The sequence below is a fragment of the Thalassotalea sp. 273M-4 genome (assembly GCF_041410465.1).
Taxonomy (GTDB): domain Bacteria; phylum Pseudomonadota; class Gammaproteobacteria; order Enterobacterales; family Alteromonadaceae; genus Thalassotalea_A; species Thalassotalea_A aquiviva.
The window spans coordinates 3336155-3357992 of record NZ_CP166961.1 but is presented as its reverse complement, the minus strand read 5'-3'; the positions used below and the strand labels follow the sequence as shown (position 1 = coordinate 3357992).

Below are 21838 nucleotides of genomic sequence, written 5' to 3'. Positions count from 1 at the left end.
TCTTTATAGCATTTTATTGATTCGCACCCCGCTACGGCTGAATGCCTAACATAATCTATTTTAATAACATGAATTAGGCTGTTATTATCGTTAAGGTTTGGCTTTAGCCGTTGGTTGTGCGAATGCTTTAGGAGTTGGTAATGGAGCTTAGTGGTTTTCATCATGTCGCAATAATTTGTTCGAATTATAAAAAATCAAAAGCGTTTTACACTGAGGTTTTAAACCTCAAGGTGATAGCAGAACACTACCGCGAACAAAGGCAGTCGTATAAACTTGATTTACAAATGCCAACCGGTGGTCAAATTGAGTTATTTTCCTTTCCTAACCCACCTATAAGGGTCAGTCGACCAGAAGCTCGTGGCCTTCGTCACCTTGCTTTTGTTGTTGAATCTGTTGAAGACTATGCCCAATATCTCGCATCAAAAGGGGTTGAGTCAGAGCCTATTCGAGTCGATGAATATACTGGTAAACGCTTTACCTTTTTTCAAGACCCCGATGGCTTACCTCTTGAGTTATATGAAAACTAATACCCTAAAAATTTTTTAATACTTTCGTTGGAATGATTAGAAAATAGATTTCAACAAGGCTAAAATAAGCGCAATTAATAATAAATGGAAATGCTATGTCTCTTTCAGTTGTCATTCTTGCTGCGGGCAAAGGTACCCGTATGCGCTCTAACCTTCCTAAAGTGTTACACCAAGTGGCTGACCAATCGATGGTTGGGCATGTTATTGACAGTGCCCGCTCGGTAAATGCACAAAATATCTATTTGGTTTATGGTTTTGGCGGTGACGTATTAAAAGCCCAAATTCAAGGTGATGATTTAACCTTTGTTGAGCAAAAAGAGCAACTTGGTACAGGTCATGCGGTTGATATGGCAAGCCCATACTTAAAAGATGACGAAGATGTTTTAGTGCTTTATGGCGATGTGCCACTAACCAAAGTCTCAACACTTAAAAAGCTAATCGCGGCAAAACCTGACAATGGTATGGCGTTATTAAGCGTACACTTATCAAACCCTACCGGTTATGGCCGTATAGTGCGTGAAAATGCAGAAGTTGTGGGTATTGTTGAGCAAAAAGATGCCTCAAACGAGCAACGACTTATAAATGAGTGTAATACTGGCATTTTGCTGGCCAATGGTGGTGATTTAAAACGTTGGTTAAGCAACTTATCTAATGACAACGCGCAAGGTGAATATTACTTAACCGATGTTATAGCGATGGCTCACAGTGAAGGCAAAACCATAGCAACCGCGCACCCAGAAACCGAAATAGAAGTTGAAGGCGCGAATAATCGGGTGCAATTGGCGAACCTTGAACGTGCTTATCAGCTTCGTAAGGCCGAAGAGTTGATGCTTAATGGCGCCAGCTTACGTGATCCAAATCGCATTGATATCCGTGGTCAGGTTGAGGTTGGCAGTGAAGTACAAATTGATGTGAACTGTATTTTTGAAGGCAAGGTAACGCTTGAAGACGACGTTCAAATTGGCGCTAACTGCATTATTATCAACTCGCATATTAAACGAGGGGCTGTAATAAAACCCAACTCGATTGTTGAAAATGCCATTATTGGTGAGCACTGCTCGGCAGGACCATTTGCCCGTATTCGTCCAAACAGTGAAATGAAAGCCAACTCTCATATTGGTAATTTCGTTGAAATGAAAAACACTACCATGGATGAAGGTGCAAAAGCCGGTCACTTAACCTATTTAGGCGATGCCCATATTGGCAAAAAGGTTAATATTGGTGCCGGTACCATTACCTGTAATTACGATGGGGTGAACAAATCAAAAACCATTATTGGTGATGGGGCTTTTATTGGCTCTAACGCATCTATTGTCGCGCCTGTAACCATAGGTAAGATGGCCACCACCGCGGCAGGTTCTGTTATCACCAAAGATGTTGAAGATGACACCCTTGCTGTGGCAAGAGCTAAACAACGAAACATATCTGGTTGGCAACGCCCAGTTAAAAAACAAAAGTAAGCAATAAGCCACTGTAAAACGATTTTACAGTGGCTTTTTATATCAATCTTATTTTTTTATTGCTATCAACAAAAGGAACGCTAATGAACTGGATCATTACCAAATACCTTATTACCGCGGGTATTGTGGTCTTAGTGTCGGAGGTTGCAAAACGCAGCGATAAATTTGGTGCACTAATTGTCGCTTTACCACTGGTGACGATTTTGGCGTTAATATGGATGTATATTGACGGTCAGAGCAGTGAAAAGCTGGCTAATCATGCTTACTATACCTTTTGGTATGTGGTACCTACTCTTCCTATGTTTTTAGCCTTTCCTTGGCTGCTTGAGCGTTTTAGTTTTTGGGCGACCCTAGGGCTAAGCGCTATATTATCTATAGTCTGCTTTTTTACTTTTGCCGCATTAGTTAAGTTATTTGGTATTAACTTACTTTAAATATGTCCGAACATCCAAAATATGAAATAAACCACATAAAGATCATATGCTTAACATTAAATTAGATTGATCTTTATGCAACATTCGTCAGGCTGGCGTCCCCACCAGGAGTCGAACCTGGAGCTTAGGCTTAGGAGGCCCATGATTTATCCAATTAATCGATGGGGACACAAGGCTATGAAAAATATATCAAATTGGAATTATTTGTAAACCGATTCTGATCTATCTATATTCTCTAGCATCCTGCTTCGCTCTACCTCCTGCATCCTTGCAGTCGAAAGCATGATGGGATGACGTGCCCCTCGTCATCCTCGCGCAGGAGAGGATCTCAAGTAAAGGCATTTTAAGACACTTAAAACAGTACGAGATCCCATTTTCGGCTCTGGCATCCTGCTTCGCTCTACCTCCTGCATCCATGCAGTCGAAAAGCATGAAGGGATGACGTTGAGTATTTACAAAACCTCCTCGCCATCACATGCTGTCCTTACAGCCTTACAGCCTTACAGCCTTACAGCCTTACAGCCTTACAGCCTTACAGCCTTACAGCCTTACAGCCTTACAGCCTTACAGCCTTACAGCCTTACAGCCTTACAGCCTTACAGCCTTACAGCCTTACAGCCTATTCCTCCAAGGTACTTAAATCACCTTCATCTTGACCAAGGGCGCGCGCTTTAAGGACCCGACGCATGATTTTACCAGAGCGTGTTTTTGGTAAGCTATCCACAAACTCAACCCGCTCAGGGGTGGCTATTTTGCCCATTTCATTGCCGACGTGGGCTTTTAATTCTTCAACCAGATGCTTGTCGCCAATCAAACCTTGTTTAAGCAATACATAGGTATAAATGGCGTTGCCTTTTAAGTCGTGTGGCAAGCCAATAGCGGCGGCCTCAATAACCGCTGGGTGTGAAACTAAAGCGCTTTCTATTTCAGCAGTACCTAGTCGATAACCACTTACTTTTAAGACCTCATCCATTCGCCCTATCACCCAGTAATAGCCATCGTCGTCTTTTTTGGCGCTATCACCGGCGATATAACGCCAATTTCCGTCAACGTGTCGCCAATATAAGTCTTTATAACGTTCATCATCTTTAAAAATGGTACGTGCCATGCCAGGCCATGGGTTTTTAATAATAAGTTTACCCTCTTCGTTGGCCGCAACTGAGTTGCCATCATCGTCAACAATGTCCATTTCATTACCAAAGAACGGCTTAGTTGCCGAACCAGGTTTTAAAGGTGTTATAGGCAATGGGCAAATCATAAAACCGCCGGTTTCGGTTTGCCACCAAGTATCTATAACTGGGCATTTATCATTACCAATCACATGATGATACCAACGCCAAGCCTCTGGATTAATGGGCTCACCCACACTGCCTAATAAGCGCAAGCTTGATAAGTCGTGCTTTTTTGGCCACCGATCACCAAATCGCATTAAGCCTCGAATCGCAGTCGGCGAGGTATATAAAATATTGATGCCGTAGTTTTCAATGATTTGCCACCATCGGTTAGGGAAAGGGTAATTTGGCGCGCCATCATATAGCATAATGGTGGCGCCATTAATTAATGGCCCGTATACAATGTAGCTGTGGCCGGTGATCCAACCCGGATCGGCGGCGCACCACCATCTGTCTTCGGGTTTAATGTCAAAGGCCATGCGATGGGTTGTTGAGGTATATACAGCATACCCCCCATGTGTATGCAACATGCCCTTTGGCGAACCTGTGGTGCCTGAGGTGTATAAAATAAACAACGGATCTTCGGCGTCTGTGTGTTCGGTTTCACAATGTGACGAGGCTATAGGCAGTGCTTTTAAATCATGTAGCCAAAAATCTCGGGTCGGCTCCATTTCAACAGGAATGTCGTTATTTTTGACACAAATACACACTTCGATGGAAGGCGATCGCTTCATTGCGGCATCGGCAATGGCTTTTAAATCAATGGCTTTACCTCGGCGCCAGCCACCATCTGCAGTAAGAAGCACCCGACTGTTGGCATCATCAATTCGAGATGCAAGTGCTTCGGTTGAAAACCCGCCATAAACCACCGAATGCACCGCACCAATTTTGGCGCAGGCTAACATGGCAAATACCAACTCTGGAATTTGTGGCATGTAAATGGTCACGACATCGCCTTTAGCGACCCCCATACTTTTCAACACATTAGCAAATTGGCACACTTCTCTATTAAGACCGTTGTAAGAGTAGTTGCGCTTTTCGCCGTTTTCACCTTCCCAAATAATGGCCATTTTATTACGCGTCGCGTTGGTTAAGTGGCGATCGATGGCATTTTGTACGATATTAATTTGGCCACCCTCAAACCAACGATAAAACGGTGCCTTGCTGTCATCAAGTACACTGTCCCAAGGTTTAAACCAATCGAGAGTTTTCGCTTGTTCTGCCCAAAATTGTTCACGGTTTTCAATAGAGTGTTTATATAAGGCGTCGTATTCTTGTACATTGGCTTGCGCTATGACGTCTTCGCTAGGGTAAAAAACATCAGGTTTATCTTGGCTCATTGCATGCTCCATTTTTATATCGTTAGTATTTTTATTCCTGTTGTGATTATTAAGACTAATGCATAGGTGAGTTATTAAGCAAGAGTTGGTTAACAAAGAATTAACAAGGTGAAGTGGCCAACAAAAAACCGACAAGCGGAGAAAAAAACTTAACCGCTAAGGTTATAAACACTATTACCAAGTAACTGATTCATAGTGTAAAAAATAAAAAGCGTAGGCTTTGGGTTAATTGCAAACGCTTAAGGTATTAAGCTAAGCCCAGCCCCTAAAGCTAGAAATAGCAAGACAAGATAGCCTATGTGCCACTTTAATTGGCGCAGTAAAAAGATCCCCATTAATACCACCGCCATCGCAAATGCGGATGTTACAGCACTGACAAAAACGGGTTGGTATAGCACAGCGACAATAAAACCAACGACACTGGCGTTTATCCCCTGAATAAAATGCTTGGCATTTGGTTTGTTAGCAAAAGATTGCCATACGTTTTGAAATGACAGCAACAATAAAAAACCGGGCAAAAAAATCGCCAAGGTGGCTAATAATGCCGCCAATAAAGCGTGTTCTGGAATTTGCTCTGCGCCTAAAAATGCCGCCAAAGAAAACATTGGTCCGGGAACAGCTTGCGCCAGGGCATACCCTGTTAAGAATCGTTCGGTGTCGATACTTTGCCCCACGGTCTCTTGCAACAAGGGTAATACCACATGGCCGCCACCAAACACTAAACTGCCTGACTGATAAAAGTCGGTAAATAATGCCCACCAAGAAGCATCATCAGATAAAAAAGGTAGGCCTACAAACAAAGCTATAAACAATAACAAGGGGAGCGTTTTTAATGTTTGGGTCTTTGAAAATGCTGTGTTACTTGGGGTGCTATTTGCTGGGGCGGTAGTTTTATTGATCGTTAGTTTTGCAATAAACATAGCCATCACGCCGGCGCTGAATAACACCACTACTTGGGTGATTAAACTTGGGAATACTAAAACAGCAACAGCCGATAACACACAAATAAAGCGAGTGTGAGCCTGTTGGCAAAAGCTTGAAAACATGGTTAATACGGCATCGGTCACCACAATGACCGCAAGCAGTTTTAACCCAGTAATAACGCCTTGATACAACGAATTGTCAATGTGGGCAAGCGACAGGACTGCTAAACAATATAATAGGACAAAAGAAGGTAAGGTAAAGCCTAAAAAGGCGCCAATACCACCCATTAAGCCAGCCCGTTGATAACCTATGGCAAAGCCAACTTGCGACGAACCAGGCCCTGGCAAAAACTGGCTTAGGGCAATTAATTGGGCGTAATCACTTTGACTCACCCAGCCTAAGCGTTCAACAAATGCTTTTTGAAAGTAACCGATATGAGCCGCAGGCCCACCAAAACTGATGCAGCCCAATAATAAAAATCGCCAAAAAACTTCAAGGGCATTGGTTAACCTCATTGTGCTCCTTATTTACATGTATACCGTTTTATAGACAAAGATGTTTAAGAATCAAAAAATCTGCAATGGTTGTTCATGACAAAGGGCATATCGTAAAAACCGTCATTAAAACGTTTAACGCTTAGATTTTAAGACTCTTTTTAAGTCGTCGTTTAGTGCACCTTTGTGTTCAATGTCAAAGGTCATAAAACCTTTTGGGTCGATGCGCGTTCTTAGGGTGTAAGAGAGATCATCTTGCGGCGCATCAGCAAATTGCGCAAGTAGCATGAGCATGTCCATAAAATTCATACTGGCTTCCACATTAACCGGCGTTTCGGCGTACGCAGTAAGGGTGGGAATATTATTGGCTACGCCAGATAGTAAGGTGCGGCTTCCAACTTTAAAGTCGAAAGTAACGCCGTTTATTTCTAAATCGCGATTGTTGGGGTTGGCGACCATTAAATTGAGCATAAACCGAGGAGATGCACTGTTGCTTTTCACCGACTTAATACCGACTAAATTAACTTTAGGCTCTTCTAAATCTATGATGTTGGCACAGCCAGATAGACACCATAGCAAACAACCAAATAAGCAAAAATTACGCATACAATACCTTTTTCGTTTTAGTGCCTTAAAAACCAAGCTTTAAGACAAAATAAATTCAGCCAGTGAACGATTAAACGGCAGAATGTCAAAACTACCAGAAATTTCAAACGACACCTTTCCTACCGCACTTATATAAAGTTGAAGTTCACAATCCATATCAAAGGAACCCGATGACTCTACTGAGAATGTTTGGATCTTACTGTACGGAATAGAGGTGTAGTCGACTTTTGAGCCCGTGATCCCCTGCACATTGGCGGCAATAATACGTTTATTGGTAAACACCACTTGATCGCGAATCGATTTAAAGGTGGCAACAATGTTTTCGCCATTAATAAGCAATTTAAGAAAGCCTTCTTTGGCGTCACTGTTATTTATGGGTTTAAGTTTAAATACCGAGGAGTTGTTAAAGTCTATCATTTTTTTATCCCTGTGTTTTTAAGTCTTTAGTATTATCAACAAAGTGGCATTTGTCATTAATGCCACTTTGTTGATTTCCTATTGGCTTTATCTTAATTTATTTTAGTGGGAAATAGACTTTCAGTTGTTGCTGGTGGTGGGCAGAATTGACTTCTAAAAACATTTGTTCAAAAAATATGGGGTGGGCACTTAATTGCCTGTTTTGTATAGGAAGCCAGTGATGACAGACAAAATGAATGATATTAGTTAATTGCTCTTTTGACCCTGTACATAACACCTGCGCGCACTGCATATTGGGAATTATTCGTTCGGTGATACCAAAGCTATTAGGGCCAACAGGTTCTAAAATATCACAGCCAATACCTATATGGTGTTGTGATATTAAACATAATGGGTCGCTGTAGAGTAAATGGTAGGTTTTAAATTTGTTTGGCGGCAAAAGTTTGCGATTTCGCCAGGTTAAGAAGCGCTGCAAACTGTGTTTTAGTAAATACATCGGGCCTTTGTGTTCCATTATCCCAAGGTACTTTTCTTCAAACTCGATTATTTTAATGTCTAGGCTTCCCTGCATCTAATTTCCTTAATAATTTCAATCCATTAAATTAATATTAGGTTGAGCTTAAATAAAAACCAAGGCAAATACTCGGTTTTTATTAACATTGCATAAATGCCATAGGCATTAATACTTAAATAACCTTTCAAACTTGGTAACCCTTAAGGTGATCAGCGAGAGAATGATGTGGCGATGGCTTTGCCAATATATGCCAGGGATTAATACTCTGGTGCACTACCAAGCGCGTTTTTTAAAAGCGGACATTCGTTCGGGCTTGTCTGTGGCAGCGGTTGCCTTGCCAGTTGGTATTGCTTATGCCGATTTGGCTGGGGTGCCGGCGGTATATGGTATTTACTCTGCCACCTTTCCGTTATTTGCTTATGCGTTATTTGGTTCTTCGAAACAACTTATGGTTGGGCCCGATGCGGCGACGTGCATTATTGTGGCAGCAAGTTTGGGCCACTTAGCGGCTGGCGATGGCGCTAAGTACCAAGCGTTAATGTTATTGCTGACCCTACTTACTGCAGGTATTTATATTATTGCAGGGGTATTTAAACTGGGCTTTATTGCTAACTTTTTATCTCTGCCCATTTTAACCGGCTTTTTAAATGGAATCGCATTAGTGATTGCCCTTGGTCAAATAAAAAAACTGCTTGGTATTCACATAGAAAGTACCGGGGTGTTGTCGGAGCTAAGCTTGCTGGTAGGTAAGTTGGCGCAGACCCATGCCCCAACCTTTTGGTTGGCGCTCAGTTTAATCGCCCTGTTATACGCGATTAAATATTTGTTTCCTAAATTACCCAGTGCATTAATGACCATTATTTTTAGTATGGCCTTGGTTAAGCAATTAAATTTGCAAGAGTTAAATGTGGCAACCTTAGGGCAGGTACCAAGCGGTATACCAGAATTTAATTTGTTTATACATGTGAACGTTGCTGAATTTAAAGTGCTTTTAGTGGATGCGCTGGCGTTAGCGTTAATCAGTTTTACCTCGGGTATATTAACCGCCAAAAGCTTTGCTCAGCGAAATGGTTATGAGGTAAATGCCAATCAAGAGCTTATCGCTTATGGGGTAAGTAACTTGGCCTCTGGTATTGCTCAAGGTTTTCCCGTTACGGGGGCCGACTCAAGAACCGCTATCAACCATGAAATGCATGGTAAAACCCAAATGGTTGGGGTTATTGCAGGGGTTAGCATGCTGTTGGTTTTGTTTTTAACCGAGCCATTAGCGTTAATTCCACTGAGTGCGTTGGCCGCCGTAATATTAGTTGCCGCGATGAGCTTGTTTGATTTTCGCACCTTAAAAGAGTTGTACCAAATGAATAAAACCGAGTTTGTTTTGTCGGTTTTAACCACGTTAGGGGTACTAACCTTAGGGGTATTACCTGGGGTGGTATTGGCTATAGCGCTGTCACTGTGTTGGTTGTTGGCGGTAGATTCAAAACCTTCCAGTGCAATATTAGGGCGAGTGAGTCATTTAAAGAGTTATCATAATATTGAAGACTTTCCGGATGCCAAACAAACGCCCGGTATTTTATGTTACCGCTTTGAGGCCAATCTATTATTTTTTAATGCCGATTACTTTAAGCAAGACGTATTAAATAAGTTGGCGCAACACCAACAGCAACATAAACCACCCATAAAGTGGCTGATTATAGACGCCAGCTCAATCAATATTGTTGATGCGACCGGGGCTCATAAAATACTAGAGCTGCAACAGCAGTTAAAAAAGCAACAGATAGAACTTTACATTACCAATAAAAAACAAAGCGTACAGCGCTTTTTTGCCAACAGCTGGCTTAAAGATAAACAGCATAAGCAAAAATTATATATGTACCCTACTTTAAAGCTTGCTGAGCGCGCATTTATAGCAAAACAAAAGCAGAAACAAGATAACAGCAACATCATTGAACACAGTAATGTTGAAAAAGGTACATCTGACGCTGATGGAACTGAGCAAAAACCGCAAACATTTAAACGCTTTGATGAAATTTAAAAGAGGCAATATAGATGCCATTTAATGGCCAAATCTCATATTAAAATATGCAATGTTTAGCAAAGTCTTTCGCTTCTTCAGCAGTCCACTCACCTTTAGGTTTTTCTTTTAATTGTTCACACCACTCTTTTGAGCCAACTTCTGGCGCACACCCAATTAAAAAAAACACCCCAAGTAAAGATACTGCCGCACGTGTTAAGTTTTTCATTGCTAACTCCTAATAATTTATTTATCACGTACAGTTTAGAACACATAAACAGACAAGGCATTTAAACATGAAATCAACCTGTTCAGCATGCATGTCATTCTTAGATCAAAAAAGCACGTTGTAAAAAGGGCCAAAAACCGAAGTTTGAAAACAGTGTTTTTTACATTTTGTTAGAATAACATACTTTAAAATGAACTGTTTAAAACGTGTTTTTGCTGTAAACAAAACCACCATTTTTTATTAGCGATAAAAAGCAAAGATATTCGATTTCTATTGGCTTTGGCAGATGTTTTAGTGTTTCATTTTTACACTTTTAACCGCCTTTTTGAAATAAATCAAAAAAAGGTAGATTAGTAAGAGAGCTTTGGGTATCATCATTTTGTGTTACGTTTTAGAGTGATTGCTTTACAAACCGGTTACAAAAAGCTAAAAAAATAATGGCTGTAATTGTGTAACAGAATGACAAATTAATGATGTTCTGGTTTATAGCAACGACCTGTATGGTAATCGTGTTTGATAATGGACTATTAAATAGCAACGTATTCTCCAATCAGTAGTATGGAAGTACGACACTTATAATTAATTATGAGTGTTCAATATAAAGAAGTAATGAAATATTGAAACTTAAAACAAGGATGCGTTTTACCCTTCCCTGTTAAATTATTCTTCATGCTTTAAATCCCTTCTACTTGATTGAACGGTATTAGCCAATCGTTAATGCCTTATCGCAATTGCGATTTAGTCAATTTCAAAAAATTCATCTCGTTATGCCTTTTGGAGCCAAACCAATGGGCGGAAGCGTGCCTAAACACCTTAAAAGTAACTTGGTTTTTTATGTTTAATAATATTTTAACCGTATGTATTGGTAACATTTGTCGAAGCCCTAGTGCAGAGCGAATTTTACAAACCCAAATACCAACCAAAACCATTAGCTCGGCAGGCCTTGGCGCATTGGTCGATAAAGGCATTGAAGAGAGCGCAGCGGCACTTTTAAACCAACATGGTTATAACAGCGACAATCATAAAGCCCGTCAAATTAATGAACAAATTTTGGCCGATGCGGATTTAGTGCTGGTGATGGAAAAAAAACATCAACAGGCAATTATGAAACTGTACCCGTCGATGTCGGGTAAAGTAATGCTCTTAGGTAAGTGGAATAACGACGAAGAAGTGTCGGACCCTTATCGTAAAAGCCAAGAAGTGTTTGAACATGTGTTTAAACAAATTGAACATAACGCCAAATTATGGGCGAAGAAGTTAGGCTAGCATTGGTTTAAAAACGCCAAATAAACAAATAAGAAACAATAAAGGCGTGCATTAAGTTGCATTTAATAGCCCAAGCAAGAATAATCCCGAAACTAAAAATAATAATCACATAAATACAGTATGGACAGGGTGGTAAATAACCTACCCCTTATGCGCTAATTACTATGAAACAGATAAAATTAAAAACCTTAACAGTATCTTTGCTTATGGTCGGGCTTTCGGCCTGTACCCTTGTTCCTGGTGGGCACATAGACGACGTTGAACACACGTTTGTTGACACCGACGCCAATTTAACCGCTCAAATTAATGCTAAGTTTGTAACCCCAGACCTTATCGAACAGCTTCGAACAGCAGAGCCTAGCGCGCAAGCCAACCCTTCATTAAACACTCAAATCGATGCCTACAACTACATCATTGGTAAAGGCGATGTACTTAATATTACCGTTTGGGATCACCCAGAGCTTACCATTCCAGCCGGTCAATTTCGTTCAGCCGGTGAGTCTGGTAACGTAGTGCACGCTGATGGCAGTATTTTCTACCCATATGTCGGTAAAATTGAGGTTGCCAATAAAAGCGTACAAGAAGTGCGAGACTTAATTGCCAAGCGCTTAAGCAAATACATTGAAAAACCGCAAATAGATGTGTCTGTTGCCGCTTATCGTTCAAAACGTACCTTTGTTACTGGCGAAGTAAAACAACCGTCTGTTCTGCCTATTACCAATGTGCCTATGACCTTACTAGATGCCCTAAACGCGTCTGGTGGTTTAGGGCAAACGGCTGACTGGCGTTCAGTGGTACTAACAAGTATCGACGATAACGGTAACAGCGTTGAAGAACAATTAGACTTATATGCGCTTTATCAAAAAGGCGATATGAGCCAAAACCGCCTCATTAAACACAACGACATTATTCATGTGCCAAGAAACGATGCGTTAAAAGTGTTTGTTATGGGCGATGTGAATAAGCCTGAAACCCAGCGCATTGACCGTGCCGGTTTAACTCTTGCCGAAGCCTTAAACAATACTGGTGGCATGAGTGAGACAACAGCCGATGCCAGTGGTATTTTTGTGCTTAGAGCAAGCCAAGAACCGAATAAGTTAGTAGACGTGTATCAAATTGATTTAAGCAACAGCGCGATGTTATTGCTAACCACGAGATTCGAGCTACAACCAATGGACGTGGTGTATGTAACATCAGCCCCTGTTGCTCGTTGGAACCGTGTGATTGCACAGCTACTTCCAACGTTCACCAGCCTAGGCCAAATGGCCAGAGCTAAAGACGACTTTACTAACTAAGCACTTAATTAAAAAAACTTCGTGCTGAACTTGTACAGCGTTAATTTAAACCGTCATGCTGGACTTGGTTCAGTATCTCAACGAAGTTTAAATAAAAAACCAGGTTGCAAATAAATCAAGCAAACTAACAATGCCGTTTGCAGCCTTGCAGCCTTGCAGCCTTGCAGCCTTGCAGCCTTGCAGCCTTGCAGCCTTGCAGCCTTGCAGCCTTGCAGCCTTGCAGCCTTGCAGCCTTGCAGCCTTGCAGCCTTGCAGCCTTGCAGCCTTGCAGCCTTGCAGCCTTGCAGCCTTGCAGCCTTGCAGCTAAAAGATGAGAATCAGGAAACATTTCACCATGTCTGAACAAGCGTTAAAAACAGATAAATACCGAGTAAGTGATAACTCAAATAATGATGAAATCGATTTAGGTAAACTTTTGGGTACCCTACTCGATTCTAAATGGGTCATCATTTTAACAACAGTACTTTTTACCTTCTTGGGTGTGTTTTATGCCATTACCGCAACGCCTGTTTATAAAGCCAATGCGGTTATTCAAGTAGAAGACAGTGCACCAGGTATTCCTGGTCTTGACGACATGACCGAAATGTTTTCAAGCGAAAGTTCATCCGATACCGAAATTCAAATTATTAAATCTCGTTATGTTATTGGCCAAACAGTTGATGAACTTCAACTTACTAACGTCGTAAAACCTAATTTTTTTCCATTAATTGGTGAGTTTGTTGCTCGTCGTCATAAGGGCTTAGATGTCGCTGAACCTTTTTGGGGCTCAAGCTATGCCTGGGGTGGTGAAGAGCTCCTTATTAGCAAGTTCAGTGTTAGCGATGACCTACTTTCTCAAGAGTTAACCCTAGTTGCTGAATCCGATAATCAATACTCACTATGGTTTGAAGGTGAAGAACTTTTAAAAGGTCGTGTAGGGCAAACCTCAGATAACAACTTGTACGAAATAACCTTAAAAATCTCCGACTTAAAGGCAAATGAAGGCACAGAATTTACTTTAACTAAGCTCCCTCGCCTGCAAGCTATAATGGATTTGCAAGAAGATCTTTCTGTAAATGAGCAAGGTAAACAAACGGGCATTATATCTTTAAACTTACTAGGTGAAGATAAAAAGTTAATTGCAGAAACTTTAGATTCCATTAGCAAAACGTATTTTTTGCAAAACGTACAACGCCTAGCAGCAGAGGCCGAAAATAGCCTAAGCTTTTTAAAAGAGCAAATTCCACAAGTTAAAAGCGATTTAATCGCATCAGAAGACGCTTTAAACAAATACCGTTTAGAGCGCGATTCAGTAGACTTAACGCTAGAAACGAAAACCCTTCTAGAAAACCTAGTTGATATCGAAGCTAAAATAAACGAAATGGCGATTGCTGAAGCTGATATCTCTCGTCGTTTTACCGAAGAACACCCAAATTATATTTCGTTTAAGCGCCAACAAACAGACTTAATTAAAGAGCGGGATCGCATTACCCAAAAAACAGGTAACCTTCCAGAAACTCAACAAAAGTTACTTCGCTTAATGCGTGACTTTGAGGTTAACCAAGAAATCTATTTAGCGCTTCAAAATAAATCACAAGAGCTTGCTATCGTAAAAGCCAGTACCGTTGGTAATGTTCGTATTTTAGATAGTGCCGATGTATTTCCTAAAGCGGAAAAACCGAAAAAACCATTAATTGTTATTGTTGCTACATTATTTGGGGGAATGCTTAGTGTAGCTTATGTGCTAATAAAATCTGCATTTAACCGAGGTGTCACTAACCCGCAAGAGTTTGAAGATATTGGCTTAAATGTTTACGCAACAATACCTGTTAGTGAAACACAACAAGAGTTTAATCTAAAACAAAAATCAAAATTAAAACTACAACAAAAAGTTAGTCGAAAAAAACAGCCAAAAGAGTTTTTACTTGCCCACGAAAACCCTACAGATTCAGCTTTAGAAGCTCTTCGAAGTCTTCGTACAAGTCTTCACTTTGCTATGCTCGAAGCTAAAAATAATGTGGTAATGATAACCGGTGCGAGCCCTGATGTTGGTAAGTCGTTTATTTCTTCAAACTTAGCAATAGTGCTTGCGCAAGCTGGACAAAAGGTATTACTTATCGATGCCGATATGCGAAAAGGCTACATTCAAAAAGCATTTAAAGCAAAAGCAGAGAACGGTCTTTCTGATGTGTTACTAGGAACCAAGACAGCGAACGACGTTATAAAATCAACTGAGACTAACAATCTAGATTTGATTACTCGCGGCGCAGTTCCAACAAATCCTTCAGAAATCTTAATGGGTAAGTATCTAAATGAACTGATCCAACAAGTTTCAAAAGATTATGATATTGTATTAATTGATACCCCACCTATTTTAGCTGTAACAGATGCTGCAATTATTGGTAAATATGCAGGAACTAGCTTTTTGCTAGCAAGATATAAGCAATCACACTTAAAAGAAATAGCCTACGCTGCAAATCGCTTTGAATTAAATGGAATAAATATTAGAGGTTTAATTTTCAATGCTGTTGAGAAGAGCCATTCAGTAAATTATGGTTATTTAAACTACGAGTATACCACCCCTTAAGGGCTTGGTTATTCTTGAGATTAAAACAGAGATTATAGTTGTTATATTAAAGACGTTTAAGTTTTTATATTTAACAACTTGATCAAATAGGAATATTAATAATAGGCGATAATTAATATGATTGATTTTGCAATAATAGGTGCTCAAAAGTCCGGAACTACGGCTATTTATCGATACCTAAAAGAACACCCAGAGATATCCTTACCAGTAAACAAAGAGGCTAGCTATTTTTTAGAGGAAAACACTGTTTTTGATAGGTTTTTTCATGATTTTTATGAAGAAAAAAGAAATGCAGTTGGTAGTGTGTCACCCCAATATATGTGCTATTCAGGTGTTCCCAAAATTATGAAAGCACATAATGAAAATATAAAGCTTATTGCTATACTCAGAGAGCCAATTGATAGAGCATTATCACATCATAATATGAATGTAAGAAGAGGTTACGTTCATGATAACTTCGATAATATAAAGAAAATATTAACTTCTAAAATTGATTCTACACTACCCAATAGGGCCGATAAATCAGAACAGCTACATGAAGTAGAAAATGTTTTTCGGTGGGGATTATACGGAACAATATTAAATGAATATTTAAAATATTTTGAAAAGAAAAATATATTGGTCATAGATTACTCTGAGCTAAGAGATAAACCTGAGCAAGTATTTGAAAACATATGTAAACATATAAATGTAGACACAGATTTTAATCCTAAAAATTTAGGGCGTAAATACCATAAAGGTGGTACGGAAACTATATTACCGAGAGCTGATTATTTTAAGAAGTTTAGGTTCGCTAAGTGGTTATGGCATACTTTACCTAAAAAAACTCGAGAGAAAGTTGGATATTGGTATGAAGTTACAAACGTAAAATCAAAAAAAAGTACTACTCAAGACGTTTTTGTAAAAGATGATTGTTTGGTAAATTTATATAGAGAAGACCTTCAGGGGTGCGAATTAACAAAGCATTTAGTTAGTAAGTGGTACTAAATGCTTAACCCTCTGATAGTAATTTTTATCCCTTATACCCTGGGACTGGTATTATTCTTTTTGCCAAATTCATTATTGAATTTTTGGGTAGGGGAAGATAATCTAGCCCTTTTTAATATTGAATATTTATTTATTTTAACAATGTTTTTTATATCTTATTATTTAGGGTGTAAATCATATTCTTTATTATTGAAAAAAAATGGAAAAAATGGAAAAAATGGAAATCACAGAAGAGGTTCTAAGAAAAATTTAACAATTCTATTCAATGCAATTATAATTTCTTTACTACTTTTTGTACTTATAGATATTTTTACTATTGTAAACTCTTTTTCAATTACAACGATATTAAGTAGTAGAGATTTATTTATAGAAGAATCAAGAGCCCCATCTCTTCTATTTTTGTGCCACCCTTTTATTGTTTATCTATATCTTAATCAAAGTGTTGAAATAAAAAAAAGTAAAGTCATTTTCATTTCGCCATGGTTTTACATATCAATATATATAGTTATTTCTTTTTTGTTAATGCAAAGAACAAATTTATTTTTTCTAGTGCTAAACATAGCAATAATCTATTTTTGGAAAAACTCTCGAGCTGTAGAACTTAGGTTGTTTGTAAAATATGCTTTTTTAGCTGTTTTTGCTTTAGCTGTTTTCAATTTAATTAGTGACTTAAGGGATGATGGTTATACTGAGGAAAATAAACTTATAGGTTATACATTAGGTTCATATAATAGATTTGCAGCAGTTATTGATACCTCTCTAAAATATGAAAGTAGTGGCACTGGTTATTATTCCTTAAGAGCATTGCTCTATCCTCCTATTATAAAAAATAGTGAACCTTTTAAATCTTTGAGAGATTATTTGAATTTTCCTGATGACTTAACCAAACAATGGCAATCACAGTTTCAAAGTGTGAAGAAGATCAACTTAAATCCAAAGTTTGTGTGGGTTACAAGTTTTGGCGCGTTCTGGATTGATTTGGGGCCATTTGCTTTTTTAGTCTTTTTTGTATTAGGTTTTATTTTACAAAGCTTATATATAAAAACAGTATTTCGAAATGATTCTAACTTTCAAATATTCACTTATTCTGCTTTAGTATCTGCCGTTATTTTAGGCTTTGGTCCAAATTTTATTACATTTCCAGGAATTATGTATACATACTATTTCATAATTACTTGGTTTTTTCTTCGTAGGGTGAAAATTAAATGATTGCTTCAGTAACTATACTATATCATCCAAGTGAGCAAATGCTTCCGAACTTTGATACGTATATTCGAAATGTTGATATTGCTATTTTTGTCGATAATAGTGAAAGTGAATACAATGTTAACTTGGTAAAAAGACTAAATGAGCTTGGCGCTATATATTTAAAACAAAACGGTAATCTTGGTATTGCTAAAGGGCTTAATATAGGAATTGAAAAGGCTAAGGTTCTAGGTGCTACTGCTGTATTAACAATGGATCAAGATAGTCGGTTTGAAACATCAATAGATGAGTATATTAAAGCATTTATATCTAACCCCAATGTAGCATTGATGGCACCCTCTTATAAATTAATTACTAATAAGAAAGAAGTTTCAGAATTAGTAAATGGTTTTGTGATGACTTCTGGAAATATTATCAATATATCTGATTTTTATGAGGTAGGAGGTTTCAGCTCCGAGCTCTTTATCGATTTGGTGGATACAGATTTTTGTCACAAACTCTTAATAAATCATAAGACAATAAAGATCAATAAAGAAACTTATCTGAATCATTCCTTAGGTACGCAAGATACTTTTTTCGGGATACCATTTGTAAAGCACCCTCCGATTAGAAATTATTATTTTTGTAGGAATAGTTTTATGCTTTTTAAGCGTTTTCCAAGACTTAAAAGTTATTTAATTAATGAAAATATAAAGAGAATTGTTAAAGCTCTTTTAAAACTTGAATTTAAGAGTATCTATTTTATTTTAAAGGGTTTATGCCATGGTCTCTCTGGAAAGTTTGGTAAATATAACGAGCAGAGTAACTAATTTAAACCGGACTTTGAATTTAAAATTATAGACTATTGTGATAAATAACAGGCTAGAGAGATTTAAATATGATTAGTGTTGTGATGGCAACATATAATGGCGAAAAATACATTAAGATGCAATTGAGCTCGATTTTGGAGCAAATTGGCTCTAGGGATGAGTTAATTATTGTTGACGACTGTTCACAGGATAACACTGCTAAATTAGTTCGATCCCTGAATGATGAGAGAATTAAGTTTATTCAGAATGAAAATAATTTAGGGGTCGTAGCTAATTTTTATAAAGGTTTAACAGAAGCTAAAGGGGATTTTATATTTCTTTCTGATCAAGATGATTATTGGGAAGAAAATAAAGTTAGTCTAATTTCAGAAAGTTTAAAGAACTATGACTTAGTTTGTCATGATTGCAGAGTAACAGATATGAAACTAAACGTTACTGGTGAGAGCTATTTTGAATTTAGAAAATCAGGTAAGGGGCTTTTAAAAAATTTTTTCAAAAATGGTTACATTGGTTGTTGCATGGCATTTAAAAAAGAGGTTTTTGAAGCAGCGCATAAAGGTTTTTTAAATGCTCCAATGCATGATGTCTGGTTAGGGTTAGTTGCTGAGATAAAAGGCTTCAAAGTCAATTTCATTAATGAGAAATTAATTAAATATCGCAGACATGAGAATGTTGTGTCTGAAACAGGAAGAAATACTCAATATATACCAACTCATAAAGCTTTGCGCTCAAGGCTTACATTATTAAAATTAATAATTAATATTTTATATAAAAAGTAGGGAAAACAATGGATATAAGCGCGGAAGAATTAGCAAGTTTAATATATGATAAAATTGAAAAAAATTTAACAAACCTCAAGGCTCAGTTCGAACAATCTAATGATGTAATTAAGTATTTTTATTTAGATGACTTATTACCTATAGAAATAGTCCAAAGAATAAGAAAAGCATTTCCTGATGAATCGGATATGATGCAGAAAAAAAGTTTGCGTGAATTTAAATACATTGCAGCTCAAATGGATCGGTATGATCCTATTTTAGAGAGTGCTATATATGCTTTTCAAGATAAACGAATTATTCAGTTAGTAGAAGAAATTGTTGGAAAGACTAATTTAGTTGCTGATGAGTACTTATATGCGGGTGGTATCTCGTACATGGGTGAGGGAAACTTTTTGAATCCTCATCTAGATAATTCACACGATAGAAACCGTAATTTGTGGCGTGCTTTTAACTTATTGTACTATGTATCTCCAGACTGGAAGTTAAAAGATGGTGGAAATTTGGAGTTATGGCCAGAGGGGCCTAAAGCAAAACAGATCACCATTGAAAGCAAGTTTAATCGGTTAGTTGTCATGATCACTCATAACGAAAGCTGGCATTCAGTAAGCAAAGTAAATAGCTCAGCAGGTCGTTGTTGTGTATCAAACTACTATTTTTGTAAGAATCCTATGAAGGACTCAGACAAGTTTCACGTAACCTCTTTTCGCGGTAGACCAGAACAACCTATTCGAGATGCTTTATTGAATTTTGATATCACACTGAGACAGGGAATTCGAAAAATTTTTAAGAAAGGGGTAGTGAAAAACCCTCATGTTTATAAGAAGTAGAGAAAAATTTTGAAAATATTAGTTACAGGAGGCGCAGGCTTTATTGGCAGTGCCGTAGTAAGACATGTCTTACAAAATACAAATAATAATGTTGTTAACCTAGATGCATTAACTTATGCGGGTAATTTAGAATCTATTCCAGCTGAGCTTCAAACAGAGCGTCATGTATTTGAACAGGTGAATATTTGTGACTTTTCTGAGGTTTATCGCGTATTTAATGAGCACAAACCTGATGCGGTTATGCACTTAGCTGCTGAGTCTCACGTTGACCGCTCGATTGATGGCCCAGCTGAATTTATCAATACCAATGTGGTTGGTACCTTTAATATGCTAGAGTGTGCGCGTGAGTATTGGAATACCTTAGATGATGCTGAAAAATCAGCGTTTCGCTTCCACCACATTTCAACCGATGAAGTATACGGTGACTTAGAAGGTACAGATGACTTATTTACGGAAACGACACCATATGCACCAAGTAGCCCATACTCTGCGTCAAAAGCAGGTTCAGATCACCTAGTTCGAGCTTGGGGTAGAACATACGGTTTCCCAGTTATTGTTACTAATTGTTCAAACAACTATGGTCCATACCACTTTCCTGAGAAACTCATTCCACATGTAATATTAAACGCCCTGCATGGTAAAACATTACCTGTATACGGTGATGGTAGCCAAATTCGTGATTGGTTGTATGTTGAAGATCATGCCAAAGCTTTATATAAAGTGGTTACTGAAGGTGAAGTGGGTGAAACCTACAATATTGGTGGTCATAACGAGAAGAAAAACATTGAAGTTGTGCATACCATTTGTGATTTATTAGAAGAACTTGTACCCAATAAACCTGAAGGCGTTACTAACTACCGCGACTTAATTGAGTTTGTTAAAGACAGACCAGGCCACGATGTACGTTATGCCATTGATGCCGCCAAGATTGATAGAGAACTTGGATGGGTGCCTGAAGAGTCATTTGAAACCGGTATTCGCAAAACAGTACAGTGGTACTTAAACAATAAAACATGGTGGCAACGTGTATTATCGGGTGATTACCAATTAAATCGTTTAGGTGATAAATAAAACCATTAAAAATAAGGGCAGTATTGTGAAAAAGTACAAGGGAATTATCTTAGCAGGAGGCTCTGGCAGTCGCCTTCACCCTATTACCATGGGGGTTTCAAAGCAGCTTTTACCTATTTATGACAAACCAATGATTTATTACCCGCTATCGGTATTAATGTTGGCGGGCATTAAAGATGTTTTGGTTATATCAACACCTAACGACTTACCTGGTTTTCAGCGCCTACTCGGGGATGGTTCTCAATTTGGCGTAAATATTGATTATGCCGAGCAGCCATCACCAGATGGTTTAGCGCAAGCCTTTATTATTGGTGAAGAGTTTATTGGCAATGATAATGTCTGTTTAGTGCTAGGCGATAATATTTTTTATGGCCAAAGCTTCTCTCAACAGTTATCCATAGCAACTCAAAGAGATCAAGGCGCGACGGTATTTGGTTACCATGTGTCAGACCCTGAGCGCTTTGGTGTAGTTGACTTTAATGAAGATGGTATAGCAACCTCTATTGAAGAAAAGCCTGCTCAGCCAAAATCAAACTATGCGGTAACCGGATTATACTTTTACGATAATGACGTTGTTGAAATTGCTAAAAACATTAAGCCATCACCGCGTGGCGAGCTTGAAATTACCGATGTAAATAACGTGTATTTAAAACGAGGTGAGTTAAATGTAAATCTTCTCGGGCGTGGTTTTGCCTGGTTAGATACGGGTACGCACGACTCGTTAATGGAAGCCGGTCACTTTGTTCAAACTATTGAACATCGCCAAGGTTTAAAGGTCGCTTGCCTTGAAGAAATTGCCTATAAAAATGGCTGGTTAAACAAAAAGCAGGTGAAGGAAAGTGCTACAAATCTTGCTAAAACCGGTTATGGTCAGTATTTAAAACGTTTAATTAAAGAATAA

20 protein-coding genes and 1 tRNA gene are annotated in these 21838 nt (G+C 38.4%); 14 read left to right on the top strand and 7 right to left on the bottom strand.

Annotated features, from left to right (window positions below):
- Positions 1-140: 140 nt before the first annotated feature.
- The 3 genes from ACAY00_RS14825 (at position 141) to ACAY00_RS14815 (ending at position 2421) form a co-directional block, all read left to right on the top strand.
- Entirely contained in the window at positions 141-527 is a 387-nt protein-coding gene (locus tag ACAY00_RS14825) for a VOC family protein (protein WP_371375436.1), read from the top strand.
- A gap of 95 nt (positions 528-622) precedes the next feature.
- Positions 623-1987: a bifunctional UDP-N-acetylglucosamine diphosphorylase/glucosamine-1-phosphate N-acetyltransferase GlmU gene (gene glmU / locus ACAY00_RS14820; RefSeq protein WP_371375433.1), complete on the top strand. Its 1365-nt coding sequence runs from the start codon at positions 623-625 to the stop codon at positions 1985-1987.
- Between the two features lie 83 nt (positions 1988-2070).
- Positions 2071-2421 carry a DUF3147 family protein gene (locus ACAY00_RS14815; RefSeq protein WP_371375429.1) on the top strand — a complete coding sequence of 117 codons (351 nt, stop codon included), beginning with the start codon at positions 2071-2073 and terminating at the stop codon, positions 2419-2421.
- A 93-nt stretch (positions 2422-2514) separates the two neighbouring features.
- Here the strand turns inward: ACAY00_RS14815 and ACAY00_RS14810 are convergent.
- The 6 genes from ACAY00_RS14810 to ACAY00_RS14785 form a co-directional block, all read right to left on the bottom strand.
- Positions 2515-2590: transfer RNA gene (locus tag ACAY00_RS14810), tRNA-Arg, on the bottom strand.
- A gap of 450 nt (positions 2591-3040) precedes the next feature.
- On the bottom strand, positions 3041-4933 hold the full coding sequence (acs, locus tag ACAY00_RS14805) for an acetate--CoA ligase (RefSeq protein WP_371375426.1): 1893 nt from the start codon (positions 4931-4933) through the stop codon (positions 3041-3043).
- A gap of 239 nt (positions 4934-5172) precedes the next feature.
- Positions 5173-6372: a chromate efflux transporter gene (gene chrA / locus ACAY00_RS14800; RefSeq protein WP_371375423.1), complete on the bottom strand. Its 1200-nt coding sequence runs from the start codon at positions 6370-6372 to the stop codon at positions 5173-5175.
- A gap of 114 nt (positions 6373-6486) precedes the next feature.
- Positions 6487-6957 (bottom strand): LEA type 2 family protein, encoded by a 471-nt coding sequence (locus ACAY00_RS14795; protein WP_371375420.1) that lies wholly within the window; start codon positions 6955-6957, stop codon positions 6487-6489.
- Positions 6958-6996: 39 nt separating this feature from the next.
- Positions 6997-7374, bottom strand: a complete 378-nt coding sequence (locus ACAY00_RS14790; protein ID WP_371375417.1) for a PH domain-containing protein — start codon at positions 7372-7374, stop codon at positions 6997-6999.
- Positions 7375-7471: 97 nt separating this feature from the next.
- On the bottom strand, positions 7472-7945 hold the full coding sequence (locus ACAY00_RS14785) for a GyrI-like domain-containing protein (protein ID WP_371375414.1): 474 nt from the start codon (positions 7943-7945) through the stop codon (positions 7472-7474).
- A gap of 163 nt (positions 7946-8108) precedes the next feature.
- Between ACAY00_RS14785 and ACAY00_RS14780 the strand changes: the two genes are divergently transcribed.
- Positions 8109-9923, top strand: a complete 1815-nt coding sequence (locus ACAY00_RS14780; RefSeq protein ID WP_371375411.1) for a SulP family inorganic anion transporter — start codon at positions 8109-8111, stop codon at positions 9921-9923.
- 40 nt (positions 9924-9963) lie between these two features.
- Here the strand turns inward: ACAY00_RS14780 and ACAY00_RS14775 are convergent, their stop codons facing one another.
- Positions 9964-10131 carry a DUF3012 domain-containing protein gene (locus tag ACAY00_RS14775; protein ID WP_371375408.1) on the bottom strand — a complete coding sequence of 56 codons (168 nt, stop codon included), beginning with the start codon at positions 10129-10131 and terminating at the stop codon, positions 9964-9966.
- 834 nt (positions 10132-10965) lie between these two features.
- On the opposite strand from ACAY00_RS14775, the gene ACAY00_RS14770 reads away from it, so the two are divergent.
- From ACAY00_RS14770 to rfbA, 10 genes are all read left to right on the top strand, one after another.
- Positions 10966-11397, top strand: a complete 432-nt coding sequence (locus ACAY00_RS14770; protein ID WP_371375405.1) for a protein tyrosine phosphatase — start codon at positions 10966-10968, stop codon at positions 11395-11397.
- A 164-nt stretch (positions 11398-11561) separates the two neighbouring features.
- A complete protein-coding gene (locus ACAY00_RS14765) occupies positions 11562-12692 on the top strand; it encodes a polysaccharide export protein (RefSeq protein ID WP_371375401.1) in 1131 nt (376 codons plus the stop codon).
- 334 nt (positions 12693-13026) lie between these two features.
- Complete coding sequence (locus ACAY00_RS14760) at positions 13027-15258, top strand: polysaccharide biosynthesis tyrosine autokinase (protein ID WP_371375398.1); 2232 nt, start codon at positions 13027-13029, stop codon at positions 15256-15258.
- Positions 15259-15375: 117 nt separating this feature from the next.
- A complete protein-coding gene (locus tag ACAY00_RS14755; protein ID WP_371375395.1) occupies positions 15376-16245 on the top strand; it encodes a sulfotransferase domain-containing protein in 870 nt (289 codons plus the stop codon).
- On the top strand, positions 16246-17454 hold the full coding sequence (locus ACAY00_RS14750; protein ID WP_371375392.1) for an O-antigen polymerase: 1209 nt from the start codon (positions 16246-16248) through the stop codon (positions 17452-17454).
- Positions 17451-18260 carry a hypothetical protein gene (locus tag ACAY00_RS14745; protein ID WP_371375389.1) on the top strand — a complete coding sequence of 270 codons (810 nt, stop codon included), beginning with the start codon at positions 17451-17453 and terminating at the stop codon, positions 18258-18260. The genes ACAY00_RS14750 and ACAY00_RS14745 overlap by 4 nt, the downstream gene beginning before the upstream one ends.
- A gap of 83 nt (positions 18261-18343) precedes the next feature.
- Positions 18344-19039: a glycosyltransferase family 2 protein gene (locus ACAY00_RS14740; protein ID WP_371375386.1), complete on the top strand. Its 696-nt coding sequence runs from the start codon at positions 18344-18346 to the stop codon at positions 19037-19039.
- Between the two features lie 8 nt (positions 19040-19047).
- Entirely contained in the window at positions 19048-19866 is an 819-nt protein-coding gene (locus tag ACAY00_RS14735; protein WP_371375383.1) for a 2OG-Fe(II) oxygenase, read from the top strand.
- Between the two features lie 9 nt (positions 19867-19875).
- Entirely contained in the window at positions 19876-20937 is a 1062-nt protein-coding gene (rfbB, locus tag ACAY00_RS14730; RefSeq protein ID WP_371375380.1) for a dTDP-glucose 4,6-dehydratase, read from the top strand.
- Between the two features lie 25 nt (positions 20938-20962).
- Positions 20963-21838, top strand: a complete 876-nt coding sequence (gene rfbA / locus ACAY00_RS14725; protein ID WP_371375377.1) for a glucose-1-phosphate thymidylyltransferase RfbA — start codon at positions 20963-20965, stop codon at positions 21836-21838.

Excerpts from the sequence above, each read along its gene's own strand:
- ACAY00_RS14785 (WP_371375414.1), bottom strand. The coding sequence starts at position 7,945 with ATGCAGGGAAGCCTAGACATTAAAATAATCGAGTTTGAAGAAAAGTAC.
- ACAY00_RS14790 (WP_371375417.1), bottom strand. The coding sequence starts at position 7,374 with ATGATAGACTTTAACAACTCCTCGGTATTTAAACTTAAACCCATAAAT.
- ACAY00_RS14815 (WP_371375429.1), top strand. The coding sequence starts at position 2,071 with ATGAACTGGATCATTACCAAATACCTTATTACCGCGGGTATTGTGGTC.
- ACAY00_RS14825 (WP_371375436.1), top strand. The coding sequence starts at position 141 with ATGGAGCTTAGTGGTTTTCATCATGTCGCAATAATTTGTTCGAATTAT.
- chrA (WP_371375423.1), bottom strand. The coding sequence starts at position 6,372 with ATGAGGTTAACCAATGCCCTTGAAGTTTTTTGGCGATTTTTATTATTG.
- ACAY00_RS14765 (WP_371375401.1), top strand. The coding sequence starts at position 11,562 with ATGAAACAGATAAAATTAAAAACCTTAACAGTATCTTTGCTTATGGTC.
- ACAY00_RS14755 (WP_371375395.1), top strand. The coding sequence starts at position 15,376 with ATGATTGATTTTGCAATAATAGGTGCTCAAAAGTCCGGAACTACGGCT.
- glmU (WP_371375433.1), top strand. The coding sequence starts at position 623 with ATGTCTCTTTCAGTTGTCATTCTTGCTGCGGGCAAAGGTACCCGTATG.
- ACAY00_RS14795 (WP_371375420.1), bottom strand. The coding sequence starts at position 6,957 with ATGCGTAATTTTTGCTTATTTGGTTGTTTGCTATGGTGTCTATCTGGC.
- ACAY00_RS14770 (WP_371375405.1), top strand. The coding sequence starts at position 10,966 with ATGTTTAATAATATTTTAACCGTATGTATTGGTAACATTTGTCGAAGC.
- ACAY00_RS14740 (WP_371375386.1), top strand. The coding sequence starts at position 18,344 with ATGGCAACATATAATGGCGAAAAATACATTAAGATGCAATTGAGCTCG.
- ACAY00_RS14775 (WP_371375408.1), bottom strand. The coding sequence starts at position 10,131 with ATGAAAAACTTAACACGTGCGGCAGTATCTTTACTTGGGGTGTTTTTT.
- ACAY00_RS14760 (WP_371375398.1), top strand. The coding sequence starts at position 13,027 with ATGTCTGAACAAGCGTTAAAAACAGATAAATACCGAGTAAGTGATAAC.
- ACAY00_RS14745 (WP_371375389.1), top strand. The coding sequence starts at position 17,451 with ATGATTGCTTCAGTAACTATACTATATCATCCAAGTGAGCAAATGCTT.
- acs (WP_371375426.1), bottom strand. The coding sequence starts at position 4,933 with ATGAGCCAAGATAAACCTGATGTTTTTTACCCTAGCGAAGACGTCATA.
- ACAY00_RS14780 (WP_371375411.1), top strand. The coding sequence starts at position 8,109 with ATGATGTGGCGATGGCTTTGCCAATATATGCCAGGGATTAATACTCTG.
- ACAY00_RS14750 (WP_371375392.1), top strand. The coding sequence starts at position 16,246 with ATGCTTAACCCTCTGATAGTAATTTTTATCCCTTATACCCTGGGACTG.
- ACAY00_RS14735 (WP_371375383.1), top strand. The coding sequence starts at position 19,048 with ATGGATATAAGCGCGGAAGAATTAGCAAGTTTAATATATGATAAAATT.